We start from the raw sequence: 15,278 nt of genomic DNA on the forward strand, positions 1-15,278 counted from the left end.
AAGAAAAAGGAATTTCTCATGAAGACCGCCCTTCTCGCTGCTGCCGTTTTCATGGCCCCGTCGATTGCCCTGGCCGACCCGCTGCCCAGTTGGGGAACCTCTGCGTCGAAGGATCAGATTGTTGCTTTTGTTGACGCCGTCACCGATCCGGACAATCCCGATTACGTGACACCAGCAGACCGGATCGCCGTGTTCGATAATGACGGGACGCTTTGGGCGGAACAGCCGGTGTATTTCCAACTGACCTTCGCCATGGACCGCCTTGCCGAAATGGCCGCGGCTGATCCTTCGATCCTGACCAGCCCAACGCTGGAAGCTGCAGCCAAGGGGGATATGGAGGCCATCGCGGAAGGCGGCCATGAGGCCTTGATCGAAGTCCTGAATGCCTCGCATTCCGGGGTCAGCGTCGAAGAGTTTCAGGCCTCGGTCACCAAATGGCTGGACACCGCGCGTCACCCCGATACCGGGCTGCCCTATGACCAGATGACTTATCAGCCAATGGTGGAACTGCTACGCTATCTCAGGGATGAAGGGTTCCGCACTTACATCGTTTCGGGCGGCGGGCTGCATTTCATGCGCGTGTTTGCCGAGGACGCCTATGGCGTGCCGCCAGAGCAGGTACTGGGCACCTATACTGCCACCACTTATGAAACGGCCGAAGGCAAACCCACGATCATCAAGGCACCCGGCATTGCTTTTATAGACGACAAGGAAGGCAAGCCGATCAATATCGAACGCACCCTTGGCAGGCGCCCCATTCTGGCCGGTGGAAATTCGGACGGGGACTTTGCCATGCTCGAGTGGACAACCGCCGGGCACGGACCGCGTTTGGGCGTCCTGATCCATCACACCGACGCTGAAAGAGAATGGGCCTATGACCGTGAAAGCCCGATCGGAAAACTGGTCGACGGGTTGGACAAAGGCCCCGATATGGGCTGGGTCATCGTGGATATGGCGCAAGACTGGAATCGCATCTACACTGGGTCGGAATAAGGCACTCAGAGAACGATAACCTCATGTGGACATTACTTGTTTCCGCTGCCGTCCTCGTCCTGTACGTGACGGCTGTGGTCTTTGCCATACGGGCGGCGCAGACCGCCCGAACACCGCAGGGCGCGGTTGGCTGGGTGGTGTTTCTGATCTCAGCCCCGATGCTCGGCGTACCCATGTATTTGTTTTTGGGCCACCACCGATTTCGCGGGTATCGCATTGCGCGAAAACACAGCGAACGCGTCGTTGAAGGCATCAAAAGCTTTGCAGATTTTTCAATGCCCGAGCCCGGCTCGATGCCGTTCAACGCACGGCCATTCGAGGTTCTGGCGCATCTGCCAGTATCGCGTGGAAACGGTGCCAATTTGCTGATCGACGGCAAGGCCACGTTCGATGCCATTTTCGAGGCAATCGACGCCGCGCAAAGTTATATCCTGATCCAGTTCTACATTGTCCGCGATGACGACCTGGGCAAACAGTTGCAGTCCAAACTGATTGCCGCAGCCGAGCGTGGTGTCTCGGTCCGCTTTATGACCGATTCCGTGGGCAGTTATGGTCTGCCGACCGCCTACCTTGAAACCTTGCGCGCCGCTGGGATCGAGATTGCCAACCCGCGCGACCGGCGCGGACCGCAATATCGCTTTCAGCTGAACTATCGCAACCACCGCAAGACCGTAATCATTGATGGTGAAACGGGCTTTATTGGCGGTCACAATGTAGGGGTCGAGTATCTGGGCCAGAGCAAAAATTTCGGCCATTGGCGCGACACACATCTGAAAATGACCGGCCATATCGTCCGTCAATTACAGTTGATTTTTGTCGAGGATTGGCACTGGGCCCACGAAGAAGATCTGATTGATCAACTCAACTGGGCCGGATCAGAATCCGAACAGGACATGAATGCCCTGCTGGTCGCCACCGGTCCCGGGGACGAAACGGAAACTGGTGCGATGATGTTTTTCTCGGCCATCACTGCAGCCAAGGAAAGGATATGGATCGCCTCACCCTATTTTGTGCCTGATATCGACGTCATGACGGCCTTACAGCACGCTGCCCTTCGAGGTGTCGATGTGCGCATCCTTGTACCCGAGGTGATTGACCACCGCCTGCCCTGGCTGGCTGCCTTCGCATATTTCGACGAAATCCGCGACTGCGGTGCGCGGGTGTTTCGGTATACAGACGGGTTCATGCATCAAAAGGTATTCGTGGTCGATGACACACTGGCTGCTGTGGGAACGACCAATCTGGACAACCGATCATTCCGGCTGAATTTCGAAGCCATGGCACTGTTTTTCGACCAACGCGCGGCTGAGGCAGTGGACAAAATGCTGCGCGACGATTTTGAAAACAGTTATGAATTGACCCGCAAACTGCCCGAACAACCCGGCTATATTCGGTTCGGCTCGCCGCTTGCGCGCTTGTTCGCACCCATCCTCTAGGACATCAGCTCTTCTTTGAAAACCTGGGTCATCAGGGCAACCATAAATGCCGTCGACAGGCCAAACGCCAGCAAACCTGTGACCGAAGCAAACGCGCCGAATATGCGCAGTGGCTCACCCAACACAATGTCGCCGTACCCCAGGGTGGTGAACGTCACCAACGAGAAATACAAGGCCGAATTCCAGTCAGGCAGAACATCCCCCAACACCCAGACGATCGCCCACAACCAGACCTGAAACGTGTGAATTGCAACGATGAATGCTAGCGCGATACAGATGGGACCGGCGATGGCAAGAAACCGTTTCGTGTTCTCAAGCCGGGGTACCGCGTGCCGGATGACCTGCGTACACCACGTCAAAAGGATGATTTCGATTAGGAAGCAAATCCCCAGATAGATACTGCCCCAAACAATCTGCTGCGCTAGTGTCATAAACTCGTATCCCGGCCCGGAGAAGTTCTGACACAATGGCGACTTAACCAAAAAAGAACAAGGCTGTGACAATCGCAAAAGATTGCGCCCGGACGCTGGACTCTGTGGGGTGGCGTTGCACATTGTGACAGGCACTGTCCAAGGGGTTTGCATGCTGCTGAATATCGACAAGGTCCAGAAATCCTATCCCGGCGGGCGGCCCGTGTTGCGCGATGTGTCACTGACGCTGGATCAAGGTCAGACGCTGGCTCTGACCGGTGAAAGCGGAAGTGGCAAAAGCACGCTTTTGAACCTTGCTGCCGCTTTGGACAGCTTTGACGGCGGCGAGATTACGCTGGACGGCACCGCCCTTTCTTCGCTGGATGACCGTGGTCGGGCCGCATTGCGCCGTGAGAGCGTGTCGTTGGTGTTTCAGCAATTCAATCTGATTCCATCGCTGACGGTCGCTCAGAACCTCTCATTTCACGCCCGATTGGCGAACCGTGAAGACACCGACTGGACCGCGCAACTGGCTGAACGGCTTGGTTTGTCCGACTTGCTGACGCGCTATCCTGAAAATCTGTCAGGCGGTCAACAACAGCGCGTAGCCATCGGCCGCGCCATGGCCCTCCGGCCAAAGCTGTTGCTGGCGGATGAACCAACCGGCAATCTAGACGAAACCGCCAGCGCGACCGTGCTGGATCTGATGCTCTCGCTAGTTGCCGAGACAGGTGCCGCCTTACTGTTAGTTACGCACTCGCCAGACATCGCGGCGCGTCTGGATCGGCGGGCGCATCTGACCGGTGGCCATATCGCATGACTGGGGCAATCATTCAGGCATTGCTGTCGCATTGGCGACGTCACTGGCTGCAACTGGCAACGCTGTTGATTGGCATCGCTTTGGCGACCGGGCTGTGGTCGGCGGTGCAGGCCATCAATGCCGAGGCGCGCGCCAGCTATCAAGAGGCCAATGATCAGCTTGCGCTGGGTCTGTTTGATGAGCTGCGCGACCCGTCCGGCCCGATCCCGATTGAGCGTTATGTCGCGCTGCGCCGTGCAGGTTGGCAAGTGGCAGCTGTTTTGGAAGGCCCCCTGCGGATTTCGGGACGCACGGTACAGGTGATGGGCGTTGACATGGTCGCCTACCCGGCCCTGCCCGCCGTGACCCAGATTGAGCAAAGCGAAACGCCCCCCGACCCGGCCGACATGCTGACCGCACCGGGCCGCTTGCTGGCTGCGCCTGATCTTGCACAGGTGCTGCGCGGGCAAAGCGGTCTGCCGCCGATTCTAACCTCTGACACTGTTCCGCCTGATCTGATCCTGACCGATATCGGCGCTGCCGAGACACTTCTGGACAAATCCGGGCAGATCTCGCGCATGATAGTGCTGCCCGATCAGCCGCTTGACGTACCACCGCTATCCGAGATCGCGCCTGAACTTGAACGGATCGCAGCTTCGGCGCAGTTGGATGCGGCCAGTCTGACGGATAGTTTTCACCTGAACCTCACCGCATTTGGACTGCTGTCCTTTGCCGTCGGTCTTTTTATTGTTCATGGCACCGTCGGGCTGGCCTTTGCGCAACGGAGGGCGATGATCCGCACCCTACGGGCTCTGGGTGTCTCAATGCGGCGTTTGATCTGGGTGATCATGGCTGAATTGACCGCGTTGGCCCTGATCGGCGGCACCTTGGGCCTGATCCTTGGGTTCTTTCTCGCCGGAGCGCTGCTGCCCGACGTCGCGGCCACTTTGCGCGGGCTTTACGGCGCACCTGTCGACGGGCAAATGTCCTTGCAACCGCAATGGGCGCTGGCGGGGTTGGCGATGGCATTAGCGGGCACAATGTTTGCCAGTGGCCACGCCTTGTATCGATTGGCGCGCATGCCCTTGCTGACTGGTTCCGGAGTTCAAGCTTGGCGTGGTTCAGCCTTGGGACAACGCAGCGCAGGCCTGATCGGTCTGGCCTTGATCGGGGGTGGCTTTGGCATAGGGTTTGCCTTTAACGGGTTGGTTGCCGGGTTTGTGATGGTCGGCGGCATTCTCACCGGAGCGGCACTGACTCTGCCCTATCTTCTGTCCCTCGCCCTGTCGGGTTTTCATCGGCGCGCCCGAGGGCCGATCGCACAATGGGTCTGGGCCGATATGCAGGCGCAATTACCGGGTCTGTCTTTGGCTTTGATGGCACTGCTGCTGGCTTTGGCCGCGAATATTGGTGTCGGAACCATGGTTTCCAGCTTTCGCCTCACCTTTGTTGGCTGGTTGGATCAACGCCTGACGTCCGAGGTTTACGTGACCGCCACTGACAACCAACAAGGTCAACAGATTGCCCAATGGCTAGGCCCGCAGGTGGACGCCGTGTTGCCAATCCGCAGCGTTGAACTGATCCACGAGACCGGACCGTTGTTCTTATACGGAATTGTGGACCACCAGACTTACCGCGATCACTGGCCTCTGATCGCCTCTTCAGATGATGTCTGGGATCGCGTCCTGACGGGTGAGGCCGTTTTAATCAACGAACAGCTCGCCCGCCGTGCGGGTTTATGGCCTGGGGATACACTGACGCTGAATGCAGGGCATGCGCTGACCGTGGCAGGTGTTTATTCGGACTACGGCAATCCGACCGGTCAGGCGATCGTATCAATGCCGCAGCTTGACCAAATCGCCCCAGGGGCCGACACGCGCAGGTTCGGCATCCGCCTTGCACCCGAGCGCGCCACCGAAATAACTCAGGCTCTAGGAGACCAGTTTGACCTGCCTCGGCGGGCCGTCGTGCAACAGGCCGCCATGAAGGCGCAATCGCTGGCGATCTTTGACAAGACCTTTGTGGTGACTTCCGCATTGAATGTGTTGACACTGGGGGTGGCGGGATTTGCTATCCTGACCAGTTTACTGACCTTGTGGACCCAGAGGCTGCCGCAGGTTGCCCCGGTTTGGGCGTTGGGGCTGACACGCGCGCAACTGGCACGGCTAGAGTTGTTGCGCAGTGTGCTGCTGGCGGCGTTGACGGCCGTGCTTGCCTTGCCACTTGGGTTGGTTTTGGCCTGGGCGCTACTGGCGGTTATCAACGTACAGGCTTTTGGCTGGCGACTGCCGATGTTTCTGTTTCCTGCTGATTGGGTCTATCTGTTTGTGCTGACCCTGCTTGCCGCCTTTGCCGCCGCCGCCCTGCCCGCATTGCGCTTGATGCGTTTGCCACCCGCTGACCTTCTGAAGGTATTTGCCAATGAACGTTAAAGCTTGGCTGTTTGTCCTGATCCTATTGCTGCCCTCTGCCTTGCACCCGCAAGGCTATGCCGGGCTGGGCGGGTCAGCCGACGGGTTCGACATCCCCAAACCAGGTTACCAGTTCGAATTTCCGCGAGATCACGGCCCGCACCCGTCCTTTCGAATTGAGTGGTGGTATCTGACTGCCAACCTGAGCGGAGAAGACGGGCGCGATTACGGCATTCAATGGACCTTGTTCCGATCCGCCCTGAAACCGACCGAGGCCGAAGGTTGGCAAAGCCCTCAGCTGTGGTTGGGCCACGCTGCTGTGACGACTGAGGAAGCGCATTATTTTGCCGAACGCCTGTCGCGTGGCGGCATCGGTCAGGCTGGGGTGACTGCCGAACCATTCGAGGCCTGGATCGACGAATGGCATATGCGCGGGCCTGATCCTAGCGCCTTGTCCTTGTCCGCGAGCGGTGCCGAATTTTCCTATGACCTAACCCTGACAGCCCAAGGTCCACTGGTGTTTCACGGAGAGGACGGATACTCAGTCAAGTCCGCCGATAGGCAGGCCAGCCATTACTATTCTCAACCCTTCTATGACGCCGAAGGTGTACTGCGCCTACCCGATGGAGATGTCGCGGTCACCGGTCAGGGCTGGTTGGATCGTGAGTGGTCCAGCCAGCCTCTTGCTGCCGATCAAAGCGGATGGGATTGGTTCTCGCTCAGCTTTGATGATGGCAATAAGCTGATGGCATTTCGCCTGCGCGGCGGGCGCGGGGATTTCACAGCGGCCACTTGGATCACAGCAGATGGCACCGCGACGCCCCTGCCCGATGGCTCCGTTTCGTTCACACCGCTGGATACGGCACGAGTCGCTGATCGGGACGTGCCCATCCAGTGGCGCGTGACATTGCCTGATCGCGATTTGCAGGTCGACGTATCGGCGATCACACCCGATGCCTGGATGGCGACGCGGTTCGAATACTGGGAAGGCCCCGTAAGGGTCTCAGGCAGCCACTCTGGGCGCGGCTACCTTGAGATGACCGGATACTAGCGTACCACGTAAACCGAGACCGTGGAATGCCGCACGACCCGCGCCGCGTTCGGACCCAGAAGATAGTCCTTGAGGTCCGGTTTGTGTGCGCCGATCACGATCAGATCGCTGTTCGCGCTTTCAGCGGTCTTCAAGATCTCCTGATAGGCTGTTCCGGTGGCGACGACGTGGCGGATTCTCTCGTTCCGCTCTGCACCCAAAGTTGCCGTACACATATCGGTCAGTTTGGTATGCGCCTCATCCAGCGCCTTTTCGTGGAAATCCGGTTGGAAAAAGCCGGACACCCAGCTTTCTCCGAAATCTGGCAGTACAGTCACCACGTCCAGCTGCGCGCTATCCTGATCGGCCAAAGACGCCGCGGTCTTCAACACATGTACGTCCAGATCGCCATTGCTGATATCAACGGCACAAAGAACAGAGTTTGTCATGCGGGCACCTCTTGTCTGGCGGCGCGGCCGCGTTGAAGGAAAGCGATCAGCCCCAGCAGAATCATCGCCGGGATATAAATCAATTGCTTCGGCGGCTGACTGGATGGCAGGCTGACCGAGGTCAGACGCACCGCGTCATCCGCGTAATAGTCGAAGTTATCCAACTCATCCGCGACCGGGGTGCCAAACAGCGGCTCGTCCAGTTTGACCAGACCGTCCTCTTCGATCAGCATCAGGCCCATGGCGTCCACACGCGCGGCGCCACCCTCTTCGCTGCCAACCGGCACTACGACCGTAGTGTCCGTCATCTCCAGAGTGTCAAAATCAGGGCCGCTAACAACAAGGCGGACTTCTGTTCCCGGCGGCGTTTGCCCGATCGTTTCAACGAATGCCGACGGTTCAACCGACGCATAGGGCGGTGAAAGCCGATCCATGAAGAAGTCGGGCCGGAACAGCGCAAATGCAACGAAGATCAGCGCGACGCTTTCGTAAATACGGCTGTGCGTCACGAAATAACCCATCGTCCCCGCAGTAAAAACAAGGATGGCTATGGTTGCGAATATCGCGACGGTTATCCCTTCAACCCAGGTGACGTCGATCAACAGCAGGTCCGTATTGAAGATGAACACAAACGGAAGTGCCACGGTGCGCAGGCTGTAGAAGAACGCGGTGAAACCGGTTTTGATCGCATCGCCGCCTGACACAGCCGCCGCCGCAAAGCTTGCCAGCCCGACCGGAGGCGTCACATCCGCCATGATCCCAAAGTAGAAAACGAACAGGTGCACGGCGATCAGCGGCACGATCAGGCCGCTCTGCGCGCCTAGTTCGACAACCACACCAGCCATCAGCGAGCTGACAACGATGTAGTTCGCCGTGGTCGGCAGGCCCATGCCCAGGATCAGGCTTAGGATACCAACCATCACCAGCATCAGGATCAGGTTGCCGCCCGACAGGAACTCGACCAGATCGGCCATCACCTGCCCGACACCAGTCAGGGTAACCGTGCCAACGATGACACCTGCAGTCGCGGTAGCAAGGGCGATACCGATCATGTTGCGCGCGCCGTCAATCAAGCCCTGCCAAAGGTCGGCGACACCATCGATAAAGCTGGCGTTCAGGTTACTCTGCCCTCGGAACAACGCCTTGAGGGGCTTTTGAGTCAGCAGGATCACGAACAGTAATGCGGTGGCCCAAAACGCTGACAAACCCGGCGATTTCTGTTCGATCATCAGGAAATAAACCAGAACGATGATCGGCAGCAGATAGTGCAGCCCGGCTTTATAGATATCGGCGATAACCGGCAGCGTTACTTCTTTGGCATTCGGATCATCAGGTTCCAGATCCGGCACCTGAGCCGCCAGATACAGCAGCACCACATAGACTGCGCAGACAATCAGGCTCAGGACCAATCCGGCCGCCGAGGGCACCCAGCTGGTGACCGCTTCGACCGGGTATTGCGAGCCATAGCAAAGCCCCGCAAACACAAGGAAGAACATCAACATTCCAACGACAGTGCGCGCCAGATGGACGTCGCGATCACCCAATGTGGGCATGTTCCGCTTCACCGCTTCAAGATGAACGATATAGACGAGCGCGATGTAGGAAATCGCCGCTGGCAGGAACGCGTGGGTAATCACCTCGACATAGGAAATGCCCACATATTCCACCATCAGGAAGGCCGCAGCGCCCATCACAGGCGGCATGATCTGGCCGTTCACTGAGGATGCAACCTCGACCGATCCAGCCTGTTCACTGCTGAACCCGACGCGCTTCATCAGCGGGATAGTGAAGGTTCCGGTGGTAACCACGTTGGCAATGGACGAACCCGAGATCAGGCCGGTCGCCGCCGAGCCCACGACCGCTGCCTTGGCCGGGCCACCACGCAGGTGGCCGAGGGCACCAAAGGCCATCTTGATAAAGTAGTTCCCCGCCCCGGCCTTATCGAGCAACGCGCCGAACAGCACGAACAGAAACACGAATTTGGTGGAAACACCCAAGGCGATGCCGAACACGCCCTCGGACGTGATCCACATGTGGCTCATGGCCTTTTTCAGGCTTGCGCCTTTCCAGCGGATAACCTCGGGCACCCATTCAGATGAGCCAAAGAACACATATGCCAGAAAGATCGTCGCGATAATGGCCATTGCAGGCCCAAGCGCACGGCGCGCGGCCTCGAACAACAGCAGCAGGCCGGCCAATGCGACCCACTTGTCGGTGTCATCCGCAAGACCGCCCGCATCGACGATCTTTTCGTAGAAGAAGTACCCGTATAGCGCAAGAAACGCGCCAGCGACCCCCATTATCCAGTCCTGAACCGGGATATAGTCACGCGGGCTGGACTTCAGCGCTGGATAGGCCGCAAAGGCCAGAAACATGGCAAAGGCCAGATGAAACTGACGTGCATTATTCACGACGCTGCCCGGCAACACATAGTTGGCGATAGGAGATGCTAAAAGCACCTGAAAAATCGACCAGATCGCCGCCACAACGGCCAGAAAAATCCCGACATTGCCGACCGGATTACGCCCACCCGCATCGGACGAGGCTACAAGTTCCTGCAGCTCTTCTTCGGATAGCGGACGATTGGATTGTGTGTCGGAACTCATGCAAATGTCTCCCCGTCGCGGCCTTTTTGGCCTTTTGAACCACCCGTTATTTTACGGGCTTGGGTTGCAGGGCGCCCGTGGGCACCCTGCCTTAAGTCTGGTTTACTGAATCCAGCCTTTTTCTTTGTAGTACTTCTCGGCACCCGGATGCAGCGGAGCCGACAGGCCGTCCGCGATCATCTCTTCGGGCTTGAGGTTTGCAAACGCCGGGTGCAGCTTTTTGAAGTCGTCGAAGTTTTCAAAGACCGAGCTGACAACTGCATACACCGCGTCTTCCGACACGTCTGCCGAGGTCACGAAAGTCGCGCCAACACCAAAGGTTGCGGTGTCACCGTCGGAACCGCGATACATGCCACCGGGGATGGTTGCGGTGCGGTAGAACGAGTTGTCGCCAACCAGCTTGTCCACGGCGTCGCCGCTGACATTCACCAGCACGGAATCACACGCGGTGGTGGCTTCTTGGATCGAACCCGAGGGGTGGCCAACGGTGTAAACCATCGCGTCGATCTGGTTGTCGCACAGAGCAGCAGACTGTTCAGCTGCTTTCAGTTCGGTCGCCAGTTCGAAATCGTCGGTGGTCCAACCCATTTCGCCCAGCAGGACCTCCATGGTGCCGCGCTGACCGGAACCGGGGTTACCGATGTTGACGCGCTTGCCCTTCATGTCTTCAAAGTTCGTGATGCCGGAATCGGCACGGGCAACCACGGTGAACGGCTCGGGGTGTACCGAGAAGACGGCGCGCAGACCTTCGAAGGGACCAGCCTCTTCGAATTTCGAGGTGCCGTTAAAGGCGTGGTACTGCCAGTCGGACTGCGCCACACCAAACTCCAGCTCGCCTTCGCGGATGGTGTTGATGTTGTAAACCGAACCACCGGTCGATTCGACCGAGCAGCGCACGCCGTGCTCTTTGCGGCCTTTGTTGACCAGACGACAAATCGCGCCGCCTGTCGGATAATACACACCGGTCACACCACCGGTGCCGATTGTGATGAATTCCTCTGCATACGCGGCCGGAGCCATAAGGGCCGCGGTGACGACCGCGCCGAGGCTAAGCTTGCTGCTGTTTTTCATTTTCGTGAACTCCCAATTCTTTTGGTGGATGGGAGACTGTTGGCGGTCCCATCCGGGACCTGCCGGTACGCCAACTGCACCTGTCTTGCAACAGGCACAAGCGACTGAATTTCCAAAATCTCCCAACACCTTCGACGTTTCATTCAGATACTCAACTTGTCAACCCCCGTACTCGGCCTGACACGCCCACGCCGCATATCTGAGGGCTTTTTCAAAACTTTCCCCCCAGAATGCCCATCTCACAGGTCTTTTGGGTGGTCAGGAACAATTCTTTTGAAACTCGGTTCGGTGATCTCTAGTGTCAAACCGACATTCACAGACACCTGTAAGCGCAGGGCTGGAAAGGAATTTGTTCTGCAACTGTCAGGAAAGGCCGTTTAACATGAAGCCCGCGTCCCCCAGCCCGTTGCTTTTCATCGCTCTGACCATCAGCGCAGCGATTGCGGCCTGGGGTATAGTCGACCCGCAAGGGCTAGGGCGGCTTGCATCCGCAGCGGTGGCCACGCAGTTCAACAGCCGTGGCTGGTTCATCATGCTTGAGGTCAGCGGCCTGCTGTTTGTCACGCTGTATCTGGCCTTGTCCCGATTTGGCGACATTCGCCTTGGGCCCGACGGGGCCGAGCCTGAGTTTTCAACGCCTGCCTGGATCGCCATGCTTTTCGCGGCTGGCATGGGCGTTGGTCTGTTGTTTTACGGCGCAGCCGAACCCCTGACCCATTTCGAGGTTCTGCGCCAATACAACCCCGATCCCATGGCCGCCGGTCATGCCTTGTTCATCACCTATCTGAACTGGGGATTTCACGCCTGGGCCATCTATGCGATCGTCGGCCTGGTCATCGCCTATTTTGCCTATCGTCGAGGGCGCACGCTACTGCTGAGCGCCCCTGTAACCGATACATTGGGTGAGGCCCGCTGGACCAAATCTCTGGGATGGGTTTTCGATCTGCTCTCGATTGTTGCGATAGCAGTGGGCTTGGCCGGTTCGCTGGCGATGGGCGTATTCCAGATTCAAACCGGCCTGGCTGGTCTGATCGGGATTGATTCACCTGGCGTGCTAACCCTGCCCGTTTTTGCCTTGCTGTGCGTAGCTTACATCATTCCGCTGCGCCGCGACCTTGGCGAAGGGATGTCACTGCTGTCCAATATCGCGATGCTGATTGCGGTTGGAATGATGGTCTATCTGCTGATCCTTGGACCCACGTCGTTCATGATGGACGGCATCGTGTCAGGCTTCGGACGCTACCTCTTCGGCGTTCTTCCGGCTGGATTCTCTACAGCTGAATTCTTCGACGACATCATCGTCGACTGGTTCCACGGCTGGACGCTGAACTATATGATCTGGTGGTTGGCCTGGTCGCCTTTTGTGGGCATTTTCATCGCACGAATCTCACGCGGGCGCACGATCCGAGAGTTTCTGGTTGGTGTCATCGTTGCCCCCACCCTGTTCTCGATCTTGTGGTTCGGTATTTTCGGTGGGCTGGGTTTCTACGACACTCTGCGTCAGGACGGTACCCTGTCCGCCGTTAACGCCGAGAATCTGGACGCGACGACCTTTGCCCTGCTTGCAAAGTTCCCACTGGGCGGTGTGACTCAAATCGCCACTGTTTTGGCCGCGTTCCTGTTCGTTGTAACCAGCGTCGTAAGCGCAGGTTTCACACTTGCAATGATCGGCACCGGAGGCGACGAGAACCCGTCGCCCCGCATCCGTACAATCTGGGGCATTATTTTGGGGGCACTGGGGCTGGCGATGATTCTGGTGGGCGACATTTCCGTGGTCAGATCAATCATCGCACTTTCGGCCATGGCGTTCGTCTTTATCGTACCGATCCTAGTGATCTGCCTGTTCAAAAGCCTATCGCGAGAGGACCGGACATGAGCGGACAGTTTGTTGATACCATGCTGAATGTTGTCGTTTTCGCATATATCGGATTCCTGATCTGGTTGATCTTCACAGGCTTTCCCAAGGCATCCAAACCCGCCGACTCTGAGACTCAGGCAAAACGTCACCAAAACGAATAGATGTGATTTGGCAGTGTGTGCAAACGCAATGCCGAAAAAGAAAAAACAGAGAGCAGGTTTCCCTAACCCTCTGTTTTTACTTTGGTACCCAAGGCCGGACTCGAACCGGCACGGTATCACTACCGGGGGATTTTGAATCCCCTGCGTCTACCATTCCGCCACTTGGGCCACGACCATTGGATTAGCGCCCATAACCGGGAAGGTCCAGAGGCAAAAAGCAACCAAAATCCAGTTTGTATTCGCGGTGATGCTTGACGCCTTGCCGGACGCGTGGTTTGGCTTGCGCTACGTTAGAACAGGGTTTTAGCATCTTATGTTGCGATCGCTTTATGACTGGACCATTCGTCTGGCAGAACATCCGCATGCATTGTGGGCGTTGGCCTTCGTGGCTTTTATCGAAAGTTCGGTCTTTCCGATCCCACCTGATGTTTTGATGATTCCCATGATTCTGGCCCGCCCGTCGCGGGCTTGGCTGATTGCATCGGTCGCACTGGTCTTTTCGGTGTTGGGGGGCTTGCTGGGCTATGCCATTGGCGCGTTCTTTTATGAAAGTCTCGGCCAACCGATTCTCGAGTCGATGGGCAAAGCCCACGCCATGGAAGAGTTCAACACCCGCTTCAACGATTTCGGCTTTTGGGCCGTACTTGCGGCTGGGGTTACCCCCTTCCCCTACAAGGTCATTACGATCATGTCCGGTTGGACTGGTATGCCGCTGGGAACTTTCATCGCCACCTCTATCCTAGCCCGTGCCTTGCGGTTCTTTATGGTTGCCGGTCTGCTTTGGGGCTTTGGAGAACCGATCCGGGCCTTCATCGAGAAGCGGCTGGGCCTTATGTTCACTCTGTTCGTCATCCTGCTGTTCGGCGGATTTTTCGTGGTGAAATACCTATGACTCGCAAAAACACTCTGATCCTGATCGCTACGGCAGGGTCTGCGGCACTTCTGCTTGGGGCGTGGGGGTTTCAGTACCTCGGCGGCTTGGCGCCTTGCAAAATGTGTATCTGGCAACGCTATCCGCATGGCGCCGCTGTTCTAATCGGAGCAATGGCTTTGGCCCTGCCACGGGCAACGCTGTTGCCATTGTTGGGCGCGCTTGCGGCCCTAACGACGGCTGCAATCGGCGTGTTTCACGCGGGGGTCGAGCAGAAATGGTGGGAAGGCCCGTCTAGCTGCACGTCCGGTGACATAGGCGGCCTGTCGACAGAAGATCTGATGGAACAGATCATGTCCGCCCCGCTGGTGCGTTGCGATGATATCCCCTGGCAGATGTTAGGCTTGTCGATGGCAGGTTGGAACGCTGTCCTGTCCGGCGTGTTGGTGCTGGTCTGGATCGCAGCCTGGCGCGCTCGTTAAAGTTCGTCCAGTTCCGCATCCCAATAGAGAAAGTCGATCCAGCTATCATGCAGGTGGTTCGGAGGGAACTTGCGCCCAATATTGCGCAACGCCTCTGATTCCGGTTGGCGCGGAGGCTTGCGCAACGTCATCCCTGCCTGTCGCAGTGACTTGGACCCTTTTTTTAGGTTGCACGGGCTGCAGGCCGCCACGACATTCTGCCAGCTTGTGACGCCCCCTGCCGCACGCGGTACCACATGGTCAAACGTCAGATCACCCCGGCTCCCACAATACTGACAGCGGAATTCGTCCCTCAAAAATAAATTAAAGCGCGTGAAGGCCACGCGCTTTCTGGGTTTTACATAATCTTTCAGGACAACGACCGAAGGTATTCGTATCTCGGTACTGGGGCTTCGGACGACTTCGTCGTATTCAGCCACTATGTCCACCCTGTCCAGCCAAGCAGCCTTGATCGCCTCTTGCCATGGCCACAGGGATAACGGGTAATAGGATAAGGGGCGATAATCGGCGTTCAAAACCAATGCCGGATGATGCCTGAGCGCACCGGGTTCCCTGACAAATTCGGTCCTGAAGTCTCCATCCATCTCAGAATCGCTCCTCGCTCTGCTCTGCCCGTTTTTGACATCAGAGCGGGGAACACCCGCCCCGGCCTTAACTTAACTATATATCGTGTTAAATCTCTGACAAGCCCTGAGTTTCCA

The 15,278-nt window shown here is 57.6% G+C and carries 14 protein-coding genes and 1 tRNA gene; 9 read left to right on the forward strand and 6 right to left on the reverse strand.

Features of this window, described 5'->3' with window-relative positions; all coding sequences use genetic code 11:
* The first annotated feature begins 18 nt into the window (after positions 1–18).
* Both ACR0M2_RS05520 and cls read left to right on the forward strand, forming a co-directional pair.
* Positions 19–993: an HAD family hydrolase gene (locus ACR0M2_RS05520; protein WP_170375439.1), complete on the forward strand. Its 975-nt coding sequence runs from the start codon at positions 19–21 to the stop codon at positions 991–993.
* A 23-nt stretch (positions 994–1,016) separates the two neighbouring features.
* Complete coding sequence (gene cls, locus ACR0M2_RS05525; RefSeq protein WP_480704238.1) at positions 1,017–2,429, forward strand: cardiolipin synthase; 1,413 nt, start codon at positions 1,017–1,019, stop codon at positions 2,427–2,429.
* Here cls and ACR0M2_RS05530 read toward each other — a convergent pair.
* Positions 2,426–2,860 (reverse strand): ion channel, encoded by a 435-nt coding sequence (locus ACR0M2_RS05530; protein ID WP_170348790.1) that lies wholly within the window; start codon positions 2,858–2,860, stop codon positions 2,426–2,428. The genes cls and ACR0M2_RS05530 overlap by 4 nt on opposite strands.
* Positions 2,861–3,011: 151 nt before the next feature.
* On the opposite strand from ACR0M2_RS05530, the gene ACR0M2_RS05535 reads away from it, so the two are divergent.
* From ACR0M2_RS05535 to ACR0M2_RS05545, 3 genes are read left to right on the forward strand one after another with little or no spacing between them, the layout of a single operon-like run.
* Positions 3,012–3,659, forward strand: a complete 648-nt coding sequence (locus tag ACR0M2_RS05535; RefSeq protein ID WP_480704239.1) for an ABC transporter ATP-binding protein — start codon at positions 3,012–3,014, stop codon at positions 3,657–3,659.
* The gene (locus tag ACR0M2_RS05540) at positions 3,656–6,070 is read left to right on the forward strand and encodes an FtsX-like permease family protein (RefSeq protein WP_480704241.1); all 2,415 of its coding nucleotides are present in this window, start codon (positions 3,656–3,658) and stop codon (positions 6,068–6,070) included. Before ACR0M2_RS05535 ends, ACR0M2_RS05540 begins: the two co-directional genes overlap by 4 nt.
* Complete coding sequence (locus ACR0M2_RS05545) at positions 6,060–7,100, forward strand: lipocalin-like domain-containing protein (RefSeq protein WP_480704242.1); 1,041 nt, start codon at positions 6,060–6,062, stop codon at positions 7,098–7,100. Before ACR0M2_RS05540 ends, ACR0M2_RS05545 begins: the two co-directional genes overlap by 11 nt.
* Here ACR0M2_RS05545 and ACR0M2_RS05550 read toward each other — a convergent pair.
* The 3 genes from ACR0M2_RS05550 to ACR0M2_RS05560 all read right to left on the reverse strand — a co-directional run bounded on the left by ACR0M2_RS05550 (position 7,097) and on the right by ACR0M2_RS05560 (position 11,205).
* Positions 7,097–7,528, reverse strand: a complete 432-nt coding sequence (locus ACR0M2_RS05550) for a universal stress protein (protein ID WP_480687958.1) — start codon at positions 7,526–7,528, stop codon at positions 7,097–7,099. The genes ACR0M2_RS05545 and ACR0M2_RS05550 overlap by 4 nt on opposite strands.
* Complete coding sequence (locus ACR0M2_RS05555; RefSeq protein WP_480704243.1) at positions 7,525–10,134, reverse strand: TRAP transporter permease; 2,610 nt, start codon at positions 10,132–10,134, stop codon at positions 7,525–7,527. The genes ACR0M2_RS05550 and ACR0M2_RS05555 overlap by 4 nt, the downstream gene beginning before the upstream one ends.
* A gap of 102 nt (positions 10,135–10,236) precedes the next feature.
* Positions 10,237–11,205: a TAXI family TRAP transporter solute-binding subunit gene (locus ACR0M2_RS05560; protein ID WP_170348796.1), complete on the reverse strand. Its 969-nt coding sequence runs from the start codon at positions 11,203–11,205 to the stop codon at positions 10,237–10,239.
* A gap of 382 nt (positions 11,206–11,587) precedes the next feature.
* Here ACR0M2_RS05560 and ACR0M2_RS05565 point away from each other — a divergent pair, with 382 nt between their 5' ends.
* Both ACR0M2_RS05565 and ACR0M2_RS05570 read left to right on the forward strand, forming a co-directional pair.
* Positions 11,588–13,081: a BCCT family transporter gene (locus tag ACR0M2_RS05565; protein ID WP_480704244.1), complete on the forward strand. Its 1,494-nt coding sequence runs from the start codon at positions 11,588–11,590 to the stop codon at positions 13,079–13,081.
* Positions 13,078–13,224, forward strand: a complete 147-nt coding sequence (locus ACR0M2_RS05570; RefSeq protein ID WP_170394203.1) for a hypothetical protein — start codon at positions 13,078–13,080, stop codon at positions 13,222–13,224. The genes ACR0M2_RS05565 and ACR0M2_RS05570 overlap by 4 nt, the downstream gene beginning before the upstream one ends.
* An 82-nt stretch (positions 13,225–13,306) precedes the next feature.
* Here the strand turns inward: ACR0M2_RS05570 and ACR0M2_RS05575 are convergent.
* Positions 13,307–13,392 (reverse strand) — tRNA-Leu (locus ACR0M2_RS05575).
* Positions 13,393–13,537: 145 nt separating this feature from the next.
* On the opposite strand from ACR0M2_RS05575, the gene ACR0M2_RS05580 reads away from it, so the two are divergent.
* Both ACR0M2_RS05580 and ACR0M2_RS05585 read left to right on the forward strand, forming a co-directional pair.
* Positions 13,538–14,116, forward strand: coding sequence for a YqaA family protein (locus ACR0M2_RS05580; protein ID WP_170348799.1), 579 nt, complete (start codon positions 13,538–13,540; stop codon positions 14,114–14,116).
* Positions 14,113–14,577 (forward strand): disulfide bond formation protein B, encoded by a 465-nt coding sequence (locus ACR0M2_RS05585; protein ID WP_170348800.1) that lies wholly within the window; start codon positions 14,113–14,115, stop codon positions 14,575–14,577. The genes ACR0M2_RS05580 and ACR0M2_RS05585 overlap by 4 nt, the downstream gene beginning before the upstream one ends.
* On the opposite strand, the gene ACR0M2_RS05590 is transcribed toward ACR0M2_RS05585, so the two are convergent.
* Complete coding sequence (locus ACR0M2_RS05590) at positions 14,574–15,161, reverse strand: HNH endonuclease (RefSeq protein WP_170348801.1); 588 nt, start codon at positions 15,159–15,161, stop codon at positions 14,574–14,576. The two genes, ACR0M2_RS05585 and ACR0M2_RS05590, sit on opposite strands and share 4 nt — an antisense overlap.
* Between the last annotated feature and the right edge of the window lie 117 nt (positions 15,162–15,278).

It is taken from the genome of Ruegeria sp. BE10, assembly GCF_056538905.1.